The organism is Candidatus Methylospira mobilis, assembly GCF_009498235.1.
Lineage (GTDB): Bacteria > Pseudomonadota > Gammaproteobacteria > Methylococcales > Methylococcaceae > Methylospira > Methylospira mobilis.
Genome location: NZ_CP044205.1, coordinates 917,658 through 934,188, shown reverse-complemented (window position 1 = coordinate 934,188; position 16,531 = coordinate 917,658). Strand labels below are relative to the sequence as shown.

17 protein-coding genes are annotated in these 16,531 nt (G+C 55.0%); 13 read left to right on the top strand and 4 right to left on the bottom strand.

Annotation, left to right across the window (positions count from 1 at the left end):
• Nucleotides 1-19: 19 nt before the first annotated feature.
• Genes wrbA through F6R98_RS03960 form a run of 4 tightly spaced genes read left to right on the top strand, consistent with a single transcriptional unit; the run spans nucleotide 20 to nucleotide 2,634 of the window.
• Nucleotides 20-619 (top strand): NAD(P)H:quinone oxidoreductase, encoded by a 600-nt coding sequence (gene wrbA, locus F6R98_RS03975; protein ID WP_153247874.1) that lies wholly within the window; start codon nucleotides 20-22, stop codon nucleotides 617-619.
• Nucleotides 616-960 carry a DUF2069 domain-containing protein gene (locus F6R98_RS03970; RefSeq protein WP_153247873.1) on the top strand — a complete coding sequence of 115 codons (345 nt, stop codon included), beginning with the start codon at nucleotides 616-618 and terminating at the stop codon, nucleotides 958-960. Before wrbA ends, F6R98_RS03970 begins: the two co-directional genes overlap by 4 nt.
• 31 nt (nucleotides 961-991) lie before the next feature.
• Nucleotides 992-1,711, top strand: coding sequence for a DnaA regulatory inactivator Hda (gene hda / locus F6R98_RS03965; RefSeq protein WP_153247872.1), 720 nt, complete (start codon nucleotides 992-994; stop codon nucleotides 1,709-1,711).
• Entirely contained in the window at nucleotides 1,708-2,634 is a 927-nt protein-coding gene (locus F6R98_RS03960; protein ID WP_153247871.1) for a ketopantoate reductase family protein, read from the top strand. The genes hda and F6R98_RS03960 overlap by 4 nt, the downstream gene beginning before the upstream one ends.
• A 28-nt stretch (nucleotides 2,635-2,662) precedes the next feature.
• On the opposite strand, the gene F6R98_RS03955 is transcribed toward F6R98_RS03960, so the two are convergent.
• The 4 genes from F6R98_RS03955 to F6R98_RS03940 form a co-directional block, all read right to left on the bottom strand.
• Nucleotides 2,663-3,778 (bottom strand): FkbM family methyltransferase, encoded by a 1,116-nt coding sequence (locus F6R98_RS03955; protein ID WP_153247870.1) that lies wholly within the window; start codon nucleotides 3,776-3,778, stop codon nucleotides 2,663-2,665.
• 125 nt (nucleotides 3,779-3,903) lie between these two features.
• Nucleotides 3,904-6,564, bottom strand: coding sequence for an O-linked N-acetylglucosamine transferase, SPINDLY family protein (locus F6R98_RS03950; RefSeq protein WP_153247869.1), 2,661 nt, complete (start codon nucleotides 6,562-6,564; stop codon nucleotides 3,904-3,906).
• Between the two features lie 56 nt (nucleotides 6,565-6,620).
• Nucleotides 6,621-9,290, bottom strand: coding sequence for an O-linked N-acetylglucosamine transferase, SPINDLY family protein (locus F6R98_RS03945; RefSeq protein ID WP_153247868.1), 2,670 nt, complete (start codon nucleotides 9,288-9,290; stop codon nucleotides 6,621-6,623).
• A 183-nt stretch (nucleotides 9,291-9,473) separates the two neighbouring features.
• Nucleotides 9,474-9,626: a hypothetical protein gene (locus F6R98_RS03940; RefSeq protein WP_153247867.1), complete on the bottom strand. Its 153-nt coding sequence runs from the start codon at nucleotides 9,624-9,626 to the stop codon at nucleotides 9,474-9,476.
• A gap of 638 nt (nucleotides 9,627-10,264) precedes the next feature.
• On the opposite strand from F6R98_RS03940, the gene F6R98_RS03935 reads away from it, so the two are divergent.
• From F6R98_RS03935 to F6R98_RS03895, 9 genes are all read left to right on the top strand, one after another.
• Nucleotides 10,265-11,470 (top strand): flagellin N-terminal helical domain-containing protein, encoded by a 1,206-nt coding sequence (locus tag F6R98_RS03935; protein ID WP_153247866.1) that lies wholly within the window; start codon nucleotides 10,265-10,267, stop codon nucleotides 11,468-11,470.
• A 91-nt stretch (nucleotides 11,471-11,561) separates the two neighbouring features.
• A complete protein-coding gene (locus tag F6R98_RS03930; RefSeq protein WP_153247865.1) occupies nucleotides 11,562-11,978 on the top strand; it encodes a flagellar protein FlaG in 417 nt (138 codons plus the stop codon).
• 19 nt (nucleotides 11,979-11,997) lie between these two features.
• Complete coding sequence (fliD, locus tag F6R98_RS03925; RefSeq protein WP_153247864.1) at nucleotides 11,998-13,476, top strand: flagellar filament capping protein FliD; 1,479 nt, start codon at nucleotides 11,998-12,000, stop codon at nucleotides 13,474-13,476.
• Between the two features lie 36 nt (nucleotides 13,477-13,512).
• Nucleotides 13,513-14,004 (top strand): flagellar export chaperone FliS, encoded by a 492-nt coding sequence (gene fliS / locus F6R98_RS03920; protein ID WP_153247863.1) that lies wholly within the window; start codon nucleotides 13,513-13,515, stop codon nucleotides 14,002-14,004.
• Entirely contained in the window at nucleotides 14,001-14,333 is a 333-nt protein-coding gene (locus F6R98_RS03915; RefSeq protein WP_194270124.1) for a flagellar protein FliT, read from the top strand. The genes fliS and F6R98_RS03915 overlap by 4 nt, the downstream gene beginning before the upstream one ends.
• 26 nt (nucleotides 14,334-14,359) lie before the next feature.
• Nucleotides 14,360-15,403 carry a flagellar hook-length control protein FliK gene (gene fliK, locus F6R98_RS03910; protein WP_153247861.1) on the top strand — a complete coding sequence of 348 codons (1,044 nt, stop codon included), beginning with the start codon at nucleotides 14,360-14,362 and terminating at the stop codon, nucleotides 15,401-15,403.
• Nucleotides 15,390-15,737, top strand: coding sequence for an EscU/YscU/HrcU family type III secretion system export apparatus switch protein (locus F6R98_RS03905; RefSeq protein ID WP_153247860.1), 348 nt, complete (start codon nucleotides 15,390-15,392; stop codon nucleotides 15,735-15,737). The genes fliK and F6R98_RS03905 overlap by 14 nt, the downstream gene beginning before the upstream one ends.
• A 170-nt stretch (nucleotides 15,738-15,907) precedes the next feature.
• Entirely contained in the window at nucleotides 15,908-16,105 is a 198-nt protein-coding gene (locus F6R98_RS03900) for a hypothetical protein (RefSeq protein WP_228125076.1), read from the top strand.
• Nucleotides 16,106-16,218: 113 nt separating this feature from the next.
• Entirely contained in the window at nucleotides 16,219-16,503 is a 285-nt protein-coding gene (locus F6R98_RS03895) for a hypothetical protein (RefSeq protein WP_153247859.1), read from the top strand.
• Nucleotides 16,504-16,531 lie beyond the last annotated feature (28 nt).

The window sequence follows — 16,531 nt, the reverse complement described above, 5'->3', positions numbered from 1 at the left end:
CTTTATTGAAAATATATCTATGGTTGAAATCCTGATCTTATATTACAGCCGCTACGGCGCGACGACGGAAATGGCGAATATGATCGCGCGCGGCGTGGAAGAAATCGCCGGCGCCACGGCAAAACTGCGCACCGTACCCGAAGTATCAACCGTTTGCGAAACCGGCGCGGCAACGATTCCCGATTCCGGCGCGCCTTACGCAAGCCTGGACGACCTCAGGGACTGCGACGGCCTGGCGCTGGGCAGCCCTACCCATTTCGGCAACATGGCCGCCGCGATGAAATATTTTCTCGACAACACCAGCAGCGTCTGGTTTTCTGGCGCGTTGACGGGAAAACCGGGCGGCGTTTTCACCTCCACTTCGTCCATGCACGGCGGACAGGAAGCGACGCTATTGACCATGCTGGTGCCGTTGCTGCACCATGGCATGGTGGTGGTGGGCATTCCCAGTCAGGAGGCCGCCCTGTCCAAAACCGTTTCCGGCGGAACGCCATACGGACCCAGCCGACACAGCGGACGTGCCGAAGGCATGAGCGACGATGAGAAAAAGCTGTGCCGCGCCTTTGGCGCACGGCTGGCGCAAATCGCTATCGCATTGAAAAACGCCAGACAGGCATGACTAATCGCCTGGCGTGGTGGATCACGCTATGCAGCCTGGTGGCTTTGTTGACCCTGTGGAGCGCATGGATAACCGTGTGGGGAGGAATGCGCCATGCCCCGCTTGCAGCGAGTCTCGCAGTAGCTACGCTGCCGTTATTGGCGGGCCTGCATGGATTGCTGCGCAAGCGGCGGGCCTCGTTTATATGGCTGGGTCTGGTCAGTCTGTTTTACTTCGTTCACGGTATCGTATCGCTCTATGCACGGCAGCCGGAACATAGCGTATTGGCGATTATTGAGACGATAGCCAGCCTGTCGCTGTTTTCGGGTGCGTTCGTATGGCTGCGAAAAAGCGCTCATTAACTTTCGTCCGCCGCCTTCCGGATGTGAAACGATGAACAATCACTCCCTCCCCTATCAACTCCCGCTACCGTTAGGCTTTAATGAAGAGCAAGGCTTTGCGCAATTTTATGCGGGCGCCAACGCGGAAACCGTCGGTCATTTGCGCCACTTTTTAAACGCACCGGATGAGACGCTGATTTTTCTATGGGGAGAACAGGGCCAGGGGAAAACCCATTTGCTGCAAGCCTGTTGTCAGGAAGCGCATCATCTGGGCTTGTCGCTATCTTTTCTACCATTGGCAACCCTATGCTCCCACGGCATCGGGATACTGGAAGGGATCGAGCAGCAGCAACTGGTCTGTCTTGACGATATAGACGTAGCAGCGGGCCACTCCGACTGGGAACATGCATTATTCGATACGTACAATCGTATCCGCGATAATGGGCATAGATTGATAGTAACCGCATCGAAACCGCCCGCAGAGTTGGCTGTCAGCTTGCCGGACCTGAAAACCCGGCTGAGCTGGGGTCTGACATTAATGCTGAAACCGCTCAACGATGCCGATAAACTGCAGGCACTCGGCTTGCAGGCGCACAACCTGGGCTTCACACTGGAACCGGCGGTAGGCCGGTTTCTGCTGGCTCATTACCGGCGAGATCTGCGTAACCTGCTCGAACTGCTGCATCGGCTGGATCGCGCGTCGCTGGCGGCGAAACGCCGGCTGACGCTTCCTTTCGTCAAATCCTATCTTGAAAATCAATCATCGACATGAATATTCTGGTCATAGGCACAGGCGCCATCGGCAGTTTTTACGGATCGCTACTGGCGCGAAGCGGCCATACGGTCTCGGTAGTGGCGCGCAGCGATTACGAAACAGTCAAACAGCATGGCATAGCCATCAACAGCGCTCCGCTCGGCGACTACCATTTTCAGCCGGCCCGAGTTGTACGTTCCGGCGCTGAACTCGCCGAAAAACCCGATTACGTTTTGCTATGCGTCAAGGTTGTAAAGGGTGCGGACCGCATCGGCCTGTTAAAGGATGTGCTGGGAGAGGATACCCGTATCGTCCTGATATCCAACGGTATCGATATTGAGAATGAAATAGCGGAAGCTTTTCCGGGGCATGAATTAATCAGCGGGCTGGCATTTATCTGCGTCACGCGCACGGAACCCGGAAAGGTCTGGCATCAGGCCTACGGCAGACTGGTGCTGGGCAACTACCCGCAAGGCGTCAGCGACAGCACGCGGGCGCTATGCGACGCCTACAAGCTGGCAGGAATCAGCTGCGCAACGTCGGAGAACATCACCACCGCGCGCTGGCAAAAATGCGTATGGAACGCCGCATTCAACCCGATTTCCGTGCTGGCCGGCGGTTTAGGCACCGCAGAAATACTCAAGGAGCAGGAACCTTTACTGCGCGGCATCATGCGCGAAATCACCGAAATCGCCCACGCCGCCGGACATACCCTGGCCGCCGACGTTATCGATATCAGCATAGGCAGCACGCTGACCATGCCAACCTACAAAACCAGCATGCTGATCGACTTCGAAGCCGGACGCCCGATGGAAACCGAAGCCATACTCGGCAATGCGGTCAGATGGGGACAACGGCTGGGGGTAGCCGTCCCGCACCTTGAAACGCTCTATGGGCTGATGAAACTACGCGAACGCAGTATGAACAGACTGCTTTCCTGACTAATTGAAATCCGGACGGTTGCAAACGCTATGGCGCGCTTTGCAGGCTTTTCATTTCATTCAGCAGGTTATCGCGATTAACAAGCGCTTCCGGATATTCCGGGTTCAGCGCCAGTACGCGGTCAAAACTTTCCAGCGCTTCTTCATAACGGCGCAAAGCATGCATGGCGATACCTCTGACAAACCATACCGGTTCAAAATTCGGGTTTACCTTGGCGGCCAATGCAATATAAGGCAACGCCTCTGAATAGGAACCTCTGTTAACCAATATTACGCTCAGGCAATGCAACGCTATGATATTGGCGGGATCAGCGGCATGCACCACTCTGAATAATCGCTCGGCGTCGTCCAGCAAGCCTTGCTGTTGCAGCGCCAACGCCTCTTCCGCCGTTTTTTCAATAGCGTTGCGATCCTGTTCACGGGTGATGGATACTCCGGAATCACCCTGCAGCAGCAACACCGGATTATACCTTTTCAAATACCAGTCATCCCAACGGCTTAAATTTTCAAATACGCGAACGAAGCCAAACCTTTCCAGCAGCTCTTTTAGCTGGGTTCTCTGCGGCTCCATGAAGTTGTGCTCGACGGTAATTATCGAGACATTAAACCTGGCAAAATCGAACTCCTTGAGAATTTCATATTCGGAACCTTCGGTGTCTACCGACAAATAGTCGATATGATCGGGTGCATTATGCTGAATAAGCAAATCATTCAAGGAAACCGTTTGCACCGAAAATATATTATTTTTTTCACGCAGGTAACTATTACCGTCCGCCTTAATATCGCCCTGTATGCCGGACATCTCCGGACTATCATAAGCATCCAGAAAATCAATCATTTGGCCTGTCACAGAGTAAACACATCGTTTATCTATAATGCATTTCCTGTTCCTTTCCAGGTCGGCATGCCAGCTGGGTAATGGCTCGGCCAGGATACCGTTCCATCCAAACTGATTTTCCAGCAAGTAGGAATTACTGAGCGAAACACCATTGGTTGCGCCAAACTCCACAAAAAAACCTTCCCTTTTGCAGTTCGTAAAATACAAAACAAACAAATCCTGCAAAAGCTGGGATGGAGACGCGAGCCTGTTAATCAGAATATATTCAAGAAAATTTGTATACGCCGTAGACGAATTCGTGTTCATTCTGCTGTTTTTCCTGTTCGTGATTTCATTATTTATTCATGCTGCAGCACCACCTCGCCGTCAGAGGGAAAGAGTTACGATGCGTTTATTAAAATCTGAAGCAAGCAAGTCTCCTTAGCTCTCTACTACCATCCTAACCTGTCATCCATAGCCCGAATATGAATAGACTCAGGCGCCAGCCCCGCCTGCTGCCGCCGCCACATTTCCATATAGGCGGCCTCCAGGTGACGGGTAAAGCGCGGCGTATCGAATAATGGCGCCGTATCGCGATTGTTCGCCAGTTTATACCTGATCGCTCGCAACTGTTCAGGATCGCTCGCCAGCTCAATCGCGCGCAGCCGGTAGGCTTCATGCGAATTCGCGATCAATTCCGGCAAGTCTATAGCTCTGAGCAGACTGGCCGCTACCCGGCCGGCAAAGGTCTCACCCAGACAGGTCAGAACCGGCAACCCCGCCCACAGCGCATCGTTCGCCGTGGTATGGGCGCCGTAGTAAAAGCTATCCAGAAACAGATCGGCCGCACGGTGACGCGCCAGATGCCGCGCGGATTCCTCCATACGCGGCGCAAATATCAACCGGTCGGCGCAAACGCCGCGCTGCGTCGCTTCCTTGCGCAAATTTGGCACGCACCATTCATTGCGCGCGGACAACCATAACACGCTGTTTTCGACCTCCCGCAAAATACTCATCCAGACATCGAACACCTGCGGAGTAATCTTGTTCGGATTGTTGAACGCACAATACACGAAACCGGTTTCCGGCAAGCCCGCTTCGGCGCGCGTAAACGGACGAGGATCGATCTGACGCCGGCGGTCGCTCACCATGAACGAATCGGGTAGAAACACGATTTTTTCCGCGTAATCAGGCTGATGGTCTTCGGCAACGCCGACCGGGTCGGCTATCAGGTAATCAATGAAGTCTCCCCCCAGAGTGCCGGCAAATCCCAGATAATGCGCTTGAACAGGAGCCATGCGCCGTGCAAAAAGCCAGGGACGGGCATCCTGGGAATAACCGCTCAAATCAACGGCAATATCAATTTCCAATTCATGCGCAAGATCGGCAATCTGCCGATCGGATTGTTTCCTTACATCGAGAAAGCGATCGAACCCCAGCTCCAGACGCAACCGCATGCTGTCCCGAACCTGCGGCCCGGAAGAAAAAGCGATCACCTCGAAGCGGGAGCGGTCATGCAGCTCGAACAATTCGGCAGTCAGATAGGCAACCGGATGGGAATGAAAATCGGTAGAGAAGTAACCGATGCGAATTTTATCGTGGCGATAGTTTTCCGCGTGGATGACTTCCAGATGCTCGGTAGCGGCATCATGGCTGATGTAAAGCGCGGCGCAACGCCGTTGTTGCCGGCGTGTTGACGGCAATGCGAAAATCGTCATTGGCGTAGACACCGCCTTGCCCGCATCGATTTCGCGCAGCAAACGCGCTCCGATAGCCTCGGCTTCCTGCCAATCGCACATTATTTGGCGGCAGTAAAACCATTCGCCCCGGGTTAATAAACAGTAATTACTCTGCAAAGCCATTTCACGCTCATAACACTTGAGCGCATCCTCAAGCATGCCGCGCACTCTGAGTATCATCCCCTTTTCATGCAAGGCCATGACAACCAGTTCCAGGCCGGGCTCCAGCGCCAAGACCTGCGAAAAATTTTCCAACGCCTTATCCTGGAGCCCCATATCCTTGAAAACGAGTCCTTTTACATAGAAAGCAGCGGCAAACTTCGGTTCCAACCTCAATATAAGGTCGCAATTCTGCAACGCTTCTTCATAGCGCTTCAGCATCCGCAAGGTAATACCTTGCTTGATAAAGAGTTCGGAGTTACGGCAATCCAGGGCAAATCCCCGCTCGAAATACGGTAACGCCTCTTCGTGGCGTTTGGCTCTCTGCAATAGACTACCCATCAGGATCAGCGCAGAAAGATGAGCAGGGGTTTCTGCCAGCACCTGCAGTAGATATTCGCGCGCATCATCATCGCGTTCGAGATTTTTCAGCGCGTACGCCCGATTAAAAGGCTGGCTGTCGTATTGCAACACCAGATGGAAAAGCGCTTCCGGCACAGACAAGCTCCCCTGTTGCTGCAAGCGCTGTATTTGTAGAAACAGCGCACCCGTATCGGGGGCTTTGACCGTACCGTCGTTCCGGGCCAGCAGTTGCGCGCAGCTATCCAGCAGTTGCCGATGGCGGACACTAATCGCGTCGGTAGATTGCCCACAAGACTGTTCGCGTGGTTCTTCCGCGCGACGCACATTGAGCGTTTGCTCCAGCTTGCAGCAGCGAAAACGGCTCCACAGGCGGAGATAATAAACCAGATCTTCGCCGCAGACGATACTTTCAGCGATGCCCGGCATCACTGCTACTTCGCTACGCAGCAAATGGCTCCATTGCAGCGTCCGGTCCGGATCGTTGCAGAGCAAATCTTCGAAACGGCTCATGGTGCGGACTTGCGGCAACTCTCGAATCCCGCCCTGCCCGGGCGCGTCCTGTGCGCTCAGCAAACCGAAAATAGCGTCCCGCTCTTCTACCGCTACAAAGACCGATTGAAACGCATAGGGATGAACCAAGTCGCCTGCCTTCAGGAAAAACAACCATTCGATGCCGTTCTCCCAGGCTTGGCGAATCTCCCGGACGTATACTGAAGCCGTATCGACGCGAATGACGAAAATATCGTCGAACGGACCGGGATCGGTCTGGACAGCAGACCGCACTGAGTAAGCCGCGTCGTCCGCAAACTGTATGTTTTCAGGATCGACAGGGAGGATAACAGCACAGCGCATGGTTAATTGTCAGCAATTAATGGATTAATGCTACTCCAGGAAGAAAGCCGCGCCGGCTACACTGCGCCCATTGCCTGAACATGAATATGATCAGGCGCCAGCCCCATTTGTTGCCGCCGCCACATTTCAATATAGGCGGCTTCCAGGTAGCGGGTAAAACGCGGCGTATCGAACAATGGCGCCGTTGCGCGATTCATAGCCAATTTATTTTTTATCGTATTTAATTGTTCAGGATCGCGCGCCAGCTCAATCGCGCGCAGTCGGTAGGCTTCCTGCGTATTCGCGATCAATTCCGGCAAGTCTATGGCGCTGAGCAGACTGGCCGCTACCCGGCCGGCAAAAGTCTCTCCCAGGCAGGTCAGAACCGGCAACCCCGCCCATAGCGCGTCGTTCGCCGTGGTATGGGCTCCGTAATATAACGTATCCAGAAACAGATCGGCCGCACGCTGACGCGCCAGATGCCGCGCGGATTCCTCCATACGCGGCGCAAATATCAGCCGGTCGGCGCAAACGCCGCGCCGCGCCGCTTCCTGGCGCAAATTTGGCACGCACCATTCATTGCGCGCGGACAACCATAACACGCTGTTTTCGACTTCTCGCAAAATACTCATCCAGATCTCGAACACCTGCGGAGTAATCTTGTTCGGATTGTTGAACGCGCAGTACACGAAAACATTTTCCGGCAAGCCCGCCTCGGCGCGCGTAAACGGGCGCGGGTCGATCTGACGCTGGCGATCGCTCACCATGAACGAATCGGGTAAAAAGACGATTTTTTCCGCGTAATCGGGCAGGTGATCTTCGGCGACGACAACCGGATCGGCTATCAGATAATCCATGAAGTTATCTCCCATAGTGCCGGCAAACCCCAGATAATGCGCTTGAACAGGAGCCATGCGCCGCGCAAAAAGCCCGGGACGGGCATCCTGGGAATAACCGCTCAAATCGATCGCCATATCGATTTCCAATGCATGCGCCAGCTCGGAAATTTCTTGATCGGATTGACCGCGCACATCGATAAAGCGGTCGAACCCCCGCTCCAGACGACGGCGTATGCTGTCTTGTGAAAGGGGCCCTAAAGAAAAAGCAATTACCTCGAAGCGCGCGCGGTCATGCAGTTCGAACAGCTCCGCAGTCAAATAAGCAACCGGGTGAGAGTAAAAATCGGCGGAGAAATAACCGATGCGGATTTTATCGTGCCGATAGCCTGGCATAGCCTCCGCCGTTTCACGCTTGCCAAAGCTGGCACGATACATTTCAGCGCAGCGCCGCTGTTGCCGGCGCGTCGACGGTAAAGCAAAAATAGCCATCGGAGTAGACACCGGCGCGCCCGCGTCGATATCCTGCAGGATATTCGTTCCGATAGCTTCGAAGTCCAGCCAGTCGCACATTAACTGACGGCAGTACAGTCGTTCGCCCTTGGTATACAGGCAATATCGGGTTTTCAAGGTCAGTTCGCGCTCGTAACATTTTAGCGCATCCTTGAGCAAACCGCGAAATCTGAGCGCCATCCCGCTGTCATGCAAAGCCTTTGCGGCCATCTCCGAATCCGGGTTAAGCTTCAATACCCTGGAAAAGCTTTCCAGCGCCTTATCCTGACGCCCGATATCGTTAAAAATCGCTCCCCTGATATATAAAGCCGAAACAAAGTCCGTGCGCAACGCCAGGGCCTGATCGCAACTCTGTAATGCCTCTTCGTAACGCTTCAGCTTACGCAAGGAGACGCTCCTATTGAACAGCAATTCCGGGCTATCCGGCTCAAGAGCAAGCCCCCGCTCGAAACAATTCAACGCTTCCTGATGGTATCCGATCTCCTGCAACAGCGTTCCCATCAGGCTCCAGGCGGGAACAGACAATGGATTATCCGCGAGCACCTGCCGCAGATATTCGAACGCTTCATTTTGGCGCTTCAGCTGATTCAGCGCATAGGCCCGATTATAGGGCAGCGCGTCGTATTGCAGTACCAGAAGGAAAAGCGCTTCCGGAAGTGAGGCATATCCTTGTTGCTGCATGCGCTGTATTTGTCGAAACAGCACTTCCGTATCAGGGACTTTAACCGCCCCGCCGCTTCCCGCCAACAGCAGCGCACAGCTATCCAGCAACTGGCGATGGCGGCCGCCGATCTCATCGACGGTATGGGCATCCTGCCGTTCACGCGACGCTCGCACGCGACGCACATTGAGCGTTTTATCCAATTTGCAACAGCGAAAACGGCTCCAGAGGCGGAGGTAGTAAACCAGATCTTCGCCACCGGCGATACTTTCAGCCATATCAGACATCAGCGCCACTTCGCTACGCAGCAAATGCCCGCATTGCAGCGTCAGATCGGGATCATTGCAGAGCAAATCTTCGAAACGGCTCATGGCGCGGACTTGCACAGGCTCTTGAATTACGCCCTGCCCGGACATATCCTGCTCACTCAGCAAACCGAAAATGGCGTCGTGCCGTTCAATCGCCGCCAACACCGATTGGAAGGCACAGGGGTGAACTATGTCGCCTCGGTCGAGAAAGAACAGCCATTGGATGCCGTTTTCACCGGCTTGCCGGATCGCCTGGCCGTACGCTGCGGCGCGACCGCGCAAATCGTCTGCTGCAACGCTGATACGAATGATAAAAATATTGTCAAACGGCCCGCAGCCGGTTTCAGCCGCAAATTGCACCGAGTAGGCCGCTTCATCGGCAGGCTGTGTATTTTCCGGATCGACGGGGATGATAACCGCGCAATGCATTCAGAGGTTTCCAAAAGTAAAAAGCGGCGGTGATTACCGGTACACTTTGCGCCGATTGCCTACCCTACAGGAGCCTGCTTAACAACCCGATCACTTGGGGTCAAGTTCCTAACGGCGCTCTATCCGCTCCGACAAACGGTATACGGCCGCTTGTTGCCGATATTCGTCTACTTTAACTATTTATTAACTATTCAGGTTATCCAGGCGCGACTTCACAACCGCTGTTTCCAGGCTGTTCAGCCGCGCATTCACCTCGGATAGTTTGAGTTCGATGCGGTCCTGGCCCGCGCTCAACGCTCGCAGGTGCCCCAACACCAGGTTTTCTACGTTGCTCATGGGATACTACTCTCCAAATGACTCGCCATAAATGTACCACCTACGCTCGGAGAATTATACTGCACTTGATAAATATTTCATTTCGTGATAGAACCAAACCTCGTAACTATTCAGCTACCGTTGCCTGTCTGTGTAGGAGCGGGCTTCAGCCCGCGAATGGCAGACCGATCAAGGGCTGAAGCCCGCTCCTACAAAATTTTGTTCCGCCGAAAACTCGCGCAGGTTCCGTTGGTTGAATAGCTACAAAACTTTTGCTTTCAGGTCAAACTACCCGCTCCATTTCACACAGGTTCACACAGGTTCACACAGGTTCACACAGGCACAATACACACAAATATAAGGTATTCAACCGCGTAGCCTGCGGGTACGCGCTTAATGCCAACGGCAATCGGGATGCGCCGCCATCCATGCTAAAGTTTTTTGCTATGATACCGATAAGTGACTCAAGCTGTGAGCGGAGTTGAATACGGGTCAACAACACAGCGGGAAAAAATCCTAAACTTTTCTCGTCCGTATCCGATTAATAAAGCAAACAGCGGCTCGTGGAACGAGCCGAACCGGAACCGGATGGTTCGTAACGCAACACCGTTTAGTTTAGTTTACTTTGATTCATTCACTCTAACGTTAAGGAGACTGCCATGGTCTGGGATATCAACACAAATACCGCTTCGCTGTATGCGCAGCAGGGACTTTCAACTGCACAATCGCAGTTGGCCACAACAATCCAAAGCCTTTCTACCGGCATGCGCGTCAACAACGCTTCGCAAGATCCTGCCGGCTGGGCTATCAACATACGAATGACCAGCGACATCAATGGCATGAACCAGGCCGTTCGCAACTCGAACGACGGTATTTCCCTGGTGCAGACCGGACAAAGCGCGTTAACCAACATCACCAATGCGCTGCAAACCATGCGCACCCTGGCGGTGCAGGCATCCACCGGCACCTACAGCTCGACCGATCTGGCAAACCTGAACTCGGAATTTTCGGCGCTGGCCTCGGAAATCGACAATATTGCGAGCTCCACCTCGTTCAACGGCAACAAGATATTCGGCGGCAGCGCGGTTTCGATACAGGTAGGCGCGGACACGCAAGCAACCTCCACGCTCGCAATCACCACGGCGGCGCTGAATAACATCGGCTCCCTGTCGGGCGGTCCGTTCGCATCCACCAACACAACGATGCTAACCACCGGCAGCCCCGCGCTGGCAAACGCCGACGCCGACTTGACCGCCACTATCGTTGCAGCCGGAGGCCAGGCGCCCAGCAAGGCGACGCTTAACACTTTCAACACCTCCGTCGTCGGCGCGGCCAACACCGCTTATACGACGGCTTGGGCTGCAGTTATCGGCGCCGGCGGCACCGCATCCTCCGCCGCTGTCTCGGCAAACGCAACTGCGGCCACCGCCTTCGGCTCCGCTGCCGCCGTCGCGTTCAGCGTCGCAGGCACCGCCTCGGGGTTGACTGCAGCACAATCCAGCACTGCCGCCACCGGCGCCCAGTTCAGCGCAGGCATCACCGCCATATCTACAAATGCCTCTGCTGCAAGCGTAAGCAATGCCACTGTTGCAGCCGCAGCGCTTGCCGCCATCGATACCCAGCTGAGCACCTTGTCGAGCCAGCAGGCGCAGTTGGGTGCCTTCCAAATCCAGTTGACCACCCAGGTCAGCAATCTGCAGGCCAACGTCACCAACACCAGTTCCGCACAGGGACAAATCGTGGATGTCGACTATGCGTCTACCACGGCGCAGCTGTCCCGTCTGCAGATCCTGCAGAACGCCAGTACCGCCATGTTGGCGCAAGCCAACCAGTCGAATTCCGGCGTGATGCAATTATTGCGTTAAATCGATTATAATCGAGCCAACGCAAGCTAAATAGTGCCGTGCAGCGCCTGGTTGGGCGTTGCGCGGCATCTTGGGCAGAAGGAGAAGCATCATGTCCATTTCAGCCTTAGGCAGTACCGGGGCACTAACTGCCGCCCCAACGAATATTCCATCGCAGCCGGGTACAACCGCTGCGACATCGGCGTCGAGCGCGCCGGATCCCATAGCAACACCCACGCCAGGGACTGTATCGCCGGTAGCGGACGCGTCGTCAGGCTATCTCAGTGCTGAAACGGTCAAGAAAGCCGCAGCAACCGTGGAAAAATTCATCAACTCTCAACAGAACGTACAGACGCAACTCAGTCTGGACAAAAGCAGCGGGCTGGAGGTGGTAAAAGTCACGGATACCGCTACGCATCAGGAAATCGCGCAATACCCCAGCAAGGAAATTGTCGCGTTGGCGCAGGCCATAAATGAACTGCAAGGCCTGATATCCACTACCGGCGTCCTGCATAACTCAACCGCCTGAATCAGGCACGGAGTCAGCCATGTCATCCACATCTTCCACATCGGGCTTAAGCACCACGGGCCTGAATATTTTATCCGGCTTCAATGCCGGCGCGTCAGGACTGGGCATCAACGTATCCTCGCTGGTGAGCGGACTGGTGTCCGCTTCTTCCGGCCCGCTGAACAACCTGAAGACGCAACTGACGACCAACCAGTCGCAAATATCGGCCTACGGCTCGATACAAAGCAGTCTGGCCAGCCTGTACAGCGCAACGCAGAATCTATATGGCACCGGCAGCGCGATTACGGCGCAAAACGTCAGCAGCACCGCCAGCAGCGTTGCAACGGCGACTTCCGACGGCACCGCCGTCACCGGCTCCCACACGATAGCGGTAACCCAGTTGGCGGCAACGCAATCGCTGACCAGCGCCGGTTTCAGCACGACCGACTTTACGTTTAACGGCAGCCTGAGCATTACGGTAGGAAGCGGCAGCGCGACCAACGTGACCATAGCCAGCGGCAGTTCGCTGGCCGATGTCGTCAAGGACATCAACAACGCCAATACCGGCGTAACCGCCTCCATCGTTAACGACGGCACCCAGAATCATCTGGTGCTGACTTCGGCGAATAGCGGCACAGCCAACGCGTTTACCGTCACCGGCACGGATACCACAGGCAGCAACCTGGCGTCGCTGAACTGGAACGCCTCATCCACTGCGGCCAATACCAATACATCAGGCACCATTACGGCCAACGGCTCTCCAAACAGCAGTTATCTGAGCTATACCACGCCGCTGAACGCGGCGCTTACCATAGACGGCATCGCCACCACCGAGCCGTCCAATACCGTCAGTGGCGCGCTGCAAGGGGTTACCCTGAGTCTGGTGTCGACCGGAACGAGCACGCTGAGCGTCAGCCTGAACACCAGTTCGATCGACAGCGCGATCTCCAGTTTCGTAACGGCCTATAACAGCACCCACAGCACGCTCAGGGGGTTGACGGCTTACGATACAAGCACCAAGACAGCGGGGGTATTGAACGGCGACGTTATACCGAACAGCCTCCAGAACCAGCTCAGCGCCATGTTGAGCACGACCTTCAGCCAGATGAGCACCGGCCTTGGCAGCGCCTATCAGGGTACCGGCAGCTTTACCTCCCTGGCAGATCTCGGCGTATCACTCAACAGCGACGGCACGCTGTCGTTAAACACCGCCACGCTCAATTCGGCGATGGCAAGCAACCCCACCGGCGCCTTGGCGGGGTTTTCCGACTTCGGACAAACGCTGAACAATTTTCTCGATGCGCAATTGAACACTACCAGCGGCACCATTGCCACGGCAACCACAACCCTGAAAAGCCAGGCGAAGCTCATAACCGATCAGGAAACCGCCATGCAGGCGCATCTGGATGCGTTGCAGGCGCAATACACCGCGCAGTTTACCGCGCTGGAAACCGTATTGAGCCAGATGTCGTCGACCAGTTCGTATCTTAACGCGCAATTCGCCGCGATGAGCCGTTAACTTTTACACATCTTAACTTACCGAGCAGGAACCGCCATGTTTGGACCCGCCACAAGAAGTAGAGGAGCCAACGCCTACGCACAGGTGGGACTGGAAACCGGCGTTCTTGCCGCCAACCCGCACCGGCTGGTAGCGATGCTGTTCGAAGGCGCGATGACCGCCATCAGCAACAGCGTGCGGCAAATGAGCGAACATGACGTTGCAGCCAAGGGCAAGTCGATCTCGCATGCCATACTGATCATCGAAAGCGGCCTCAGAGGCGCGCTGGATCACAAGGAAGGCGGCGAAATCGCCAATAATCTCGAATCACTTTATTCCTATATGGCCATGCGTTTGTTACAGGCCAATATGGAAAACGACCCCGTCAAACTGAATGAAGTACTTGGTCTGCTGGGTGAGCTCAAGTCGGCATGGGACAGTATCGACCCATCCCACCCACCCCCTGCGCCATCCCAGGAACCCACGACCACACCAAACCCTCAACAGACGGCGGCTGGCGCCTATCGTTTTGCCGAGTCGCCTGCATGATTACCGCGCCGCTGGCAATTACCGAGCTGAAGCTCTATCAAGCGCTGGCAGCCAAAACCGGAGAAATGCTGGAGGCGGCCAACGCGCAGGAGTTTTCTTCGGTGGTAAAACTGAGCGCCGAGCAAGGCGAAATTCTGGACGCCCTGCAAGCGCTTTCCCCTTCCGTGCTGAGCCCCGCCGCCAAGGATCACAAGATGCGTCTTCTTGCCGAAATACTGGCTCAGGAAAAGCTGCTGGAGTGCGCTGTGAATCAGTGGCATAGGCAAGTATCAGGACAGATGCGCATCAATCGAGTGCGGATATCGCTGACTGACGCATACTCGCCGTAGCTCAGGATCGATCCGACGGTGCTATCGTGGCCATACTACCCATCCCCGCCACCCCTCTCCCCAACATGCTGCCGCCGATGCCGCCAAGCGCGGTTCCTCCGGCAACGCAGGTCGGTAAATCGCCACAGGGCGAGAAGGGCGGCAGCAGTCAGCAAAACCTGTTCGCCAAGGATGAACACGAAACCAGCGCGCTGCTGGAAAACATCGGTGAAACCGGCAAGCAAACCGTCCTGCAGGACAGACAGGCGATAACGGCGCGTTCCGGCTATGAACTACCGGAAAATGCCGGGAAGCTAAGCGAAATCGCAACGACAGAAGCCGCTGCGCCATTACCTGAACAGATAGCGGCAGAAACCGCTGCCGGCGGCGGGAACCTGACCACGACGGTATTCAGCGCTACCGGCAAATTGATCGACCAGCTATTGCAGATGGCCCGACAACAAGGGGCTATGCCCGCGCTGCAGGGCAGCAAACCGATACTGGAAACGGCGCCGGCCTCGTTATCGTCCACCCCGGAAATCGCCAAGGCGCTGCAAAGTACCGTAGAACTCAGCGGACTGTTTTATGAATCTCATATCGGAGAAACGATACAAAACGAGCGCGCCTTGAGCGAACTTCTTCAGGAACCGCAGGCCCGACAGCCGACAGCATCCGACTCTGCCGCAGCCAAACCGTCCGAACCCTTGAACGCCACGCTGACACAGCTTGTCGCCCAGCAGTTGAACACGCTGGAGCAGAATCGGATTGTCTGGCAAGGACAAATCTGGCCTGGACAACAGATGTACTGGGAAGTTAAAGAGGATACATCCGGACAGCATAGCCAAACGCAAACCGAGGATGAGAATACTTCAAGAGTATGGCGCAGCGACATGCAATTCGAAATGCCGCATTTGGGAAAAATACAGGCCAGCGTTTTTTACAGTAACGGTCAGGTTCAGGTACAAATCAACGCCGCAGATGAAACGGCTGCAAGCGCCATGCGTGCTCAAGCCCTGCGACTCGCCGGCGCATTGGACGATGCAGGTACTCGGCTCGACGCTATGAGCGTACGCACTGATGCCGGAAAATGAGCAAGCAAGAATAAAACCGGAACACGCTGCCGCCGACAACGCCGCGCAGGTGCGTACCGCAGTAGCTCTCGCCTATCAGGCTGGAGAAGCGGCGCCTGTCGTAGTCGCCAAAGGGCGGGGGCTGATTGCGGAAGAAATCATCGCTCGCGCCGAAGAGCATGGTATTTATGTGCATAAATCCAGGGAAATGGTAGCCTTGTTAATGCAGGTAGAGCTTGACCGGCAAATCCCGCCGGAACTGTACCGAGCGGTTGCCGAACTCCTTGCATGGCTTTACTCCGTGGACGCGCAAAACCCGGAACTGCGCGCGCTCGGACCGCCAGGGGCCAAATAGTTGCCAATGCTGTCGTTGATAGCGATTCTTCCATTGCTATGGTTTGTACGAAATAATGAAAACGATGCGCCTAACCGGGCAACAACGCGGCATAATTCGCACAAGCCGTTACAGAAATCTTTGGTGCAGGAGCCCATGTATGCTTGTTTGACTCGAAAGCGGATGACAGTATGCGAGGAGGCGACATCGATCTTTTGATCGAAGCCGTTCAGGTCGATGATGAAATAGTGCGAGCGGAAGTTTCATTCCTGTCCGGAGTCCAATCGATACTTGGCAAGCAAAAAAATAGCTGTGTTGCCGGATTACCCTTCGCGCAAAACTCGCCCCCGACTTTTTCCGTTGCCGGACAAACAGGTATTTTGTTGTGAGCAACAATATTTCACTTCTGCGGCTGCAAGACGCGTGGCGTGAATGCGAACGCAACTTCCATCATCTGCGCCAAGCGCTCAACCCCATTTTGCCAATAACATTAGGGGAAAGAATGGAACTGAATACTGATGCGCAGGTGCAAAGCCTGGATCAATTACCTTTGCGTTTTACCAAACTGCAGGATGCGACGGGTAGCCGTTTATTTCCGCCTATTCTGCCATACCTGTTGGAACCCTATGAAGAACGCCCTATGGTAAACGAGCTTAACCGACAGGTGAAACTGGTATATATTCGGTGCGCGGAAACGTGGCAGGATACGCGTAATACCCGCAACAAATTCGCACACGATTATCCCGGTGACAGTGAACAGCATGCGGCACTGGTTAACATGGCCTGAGAAAATGCTATGACCATGTATAAGATAC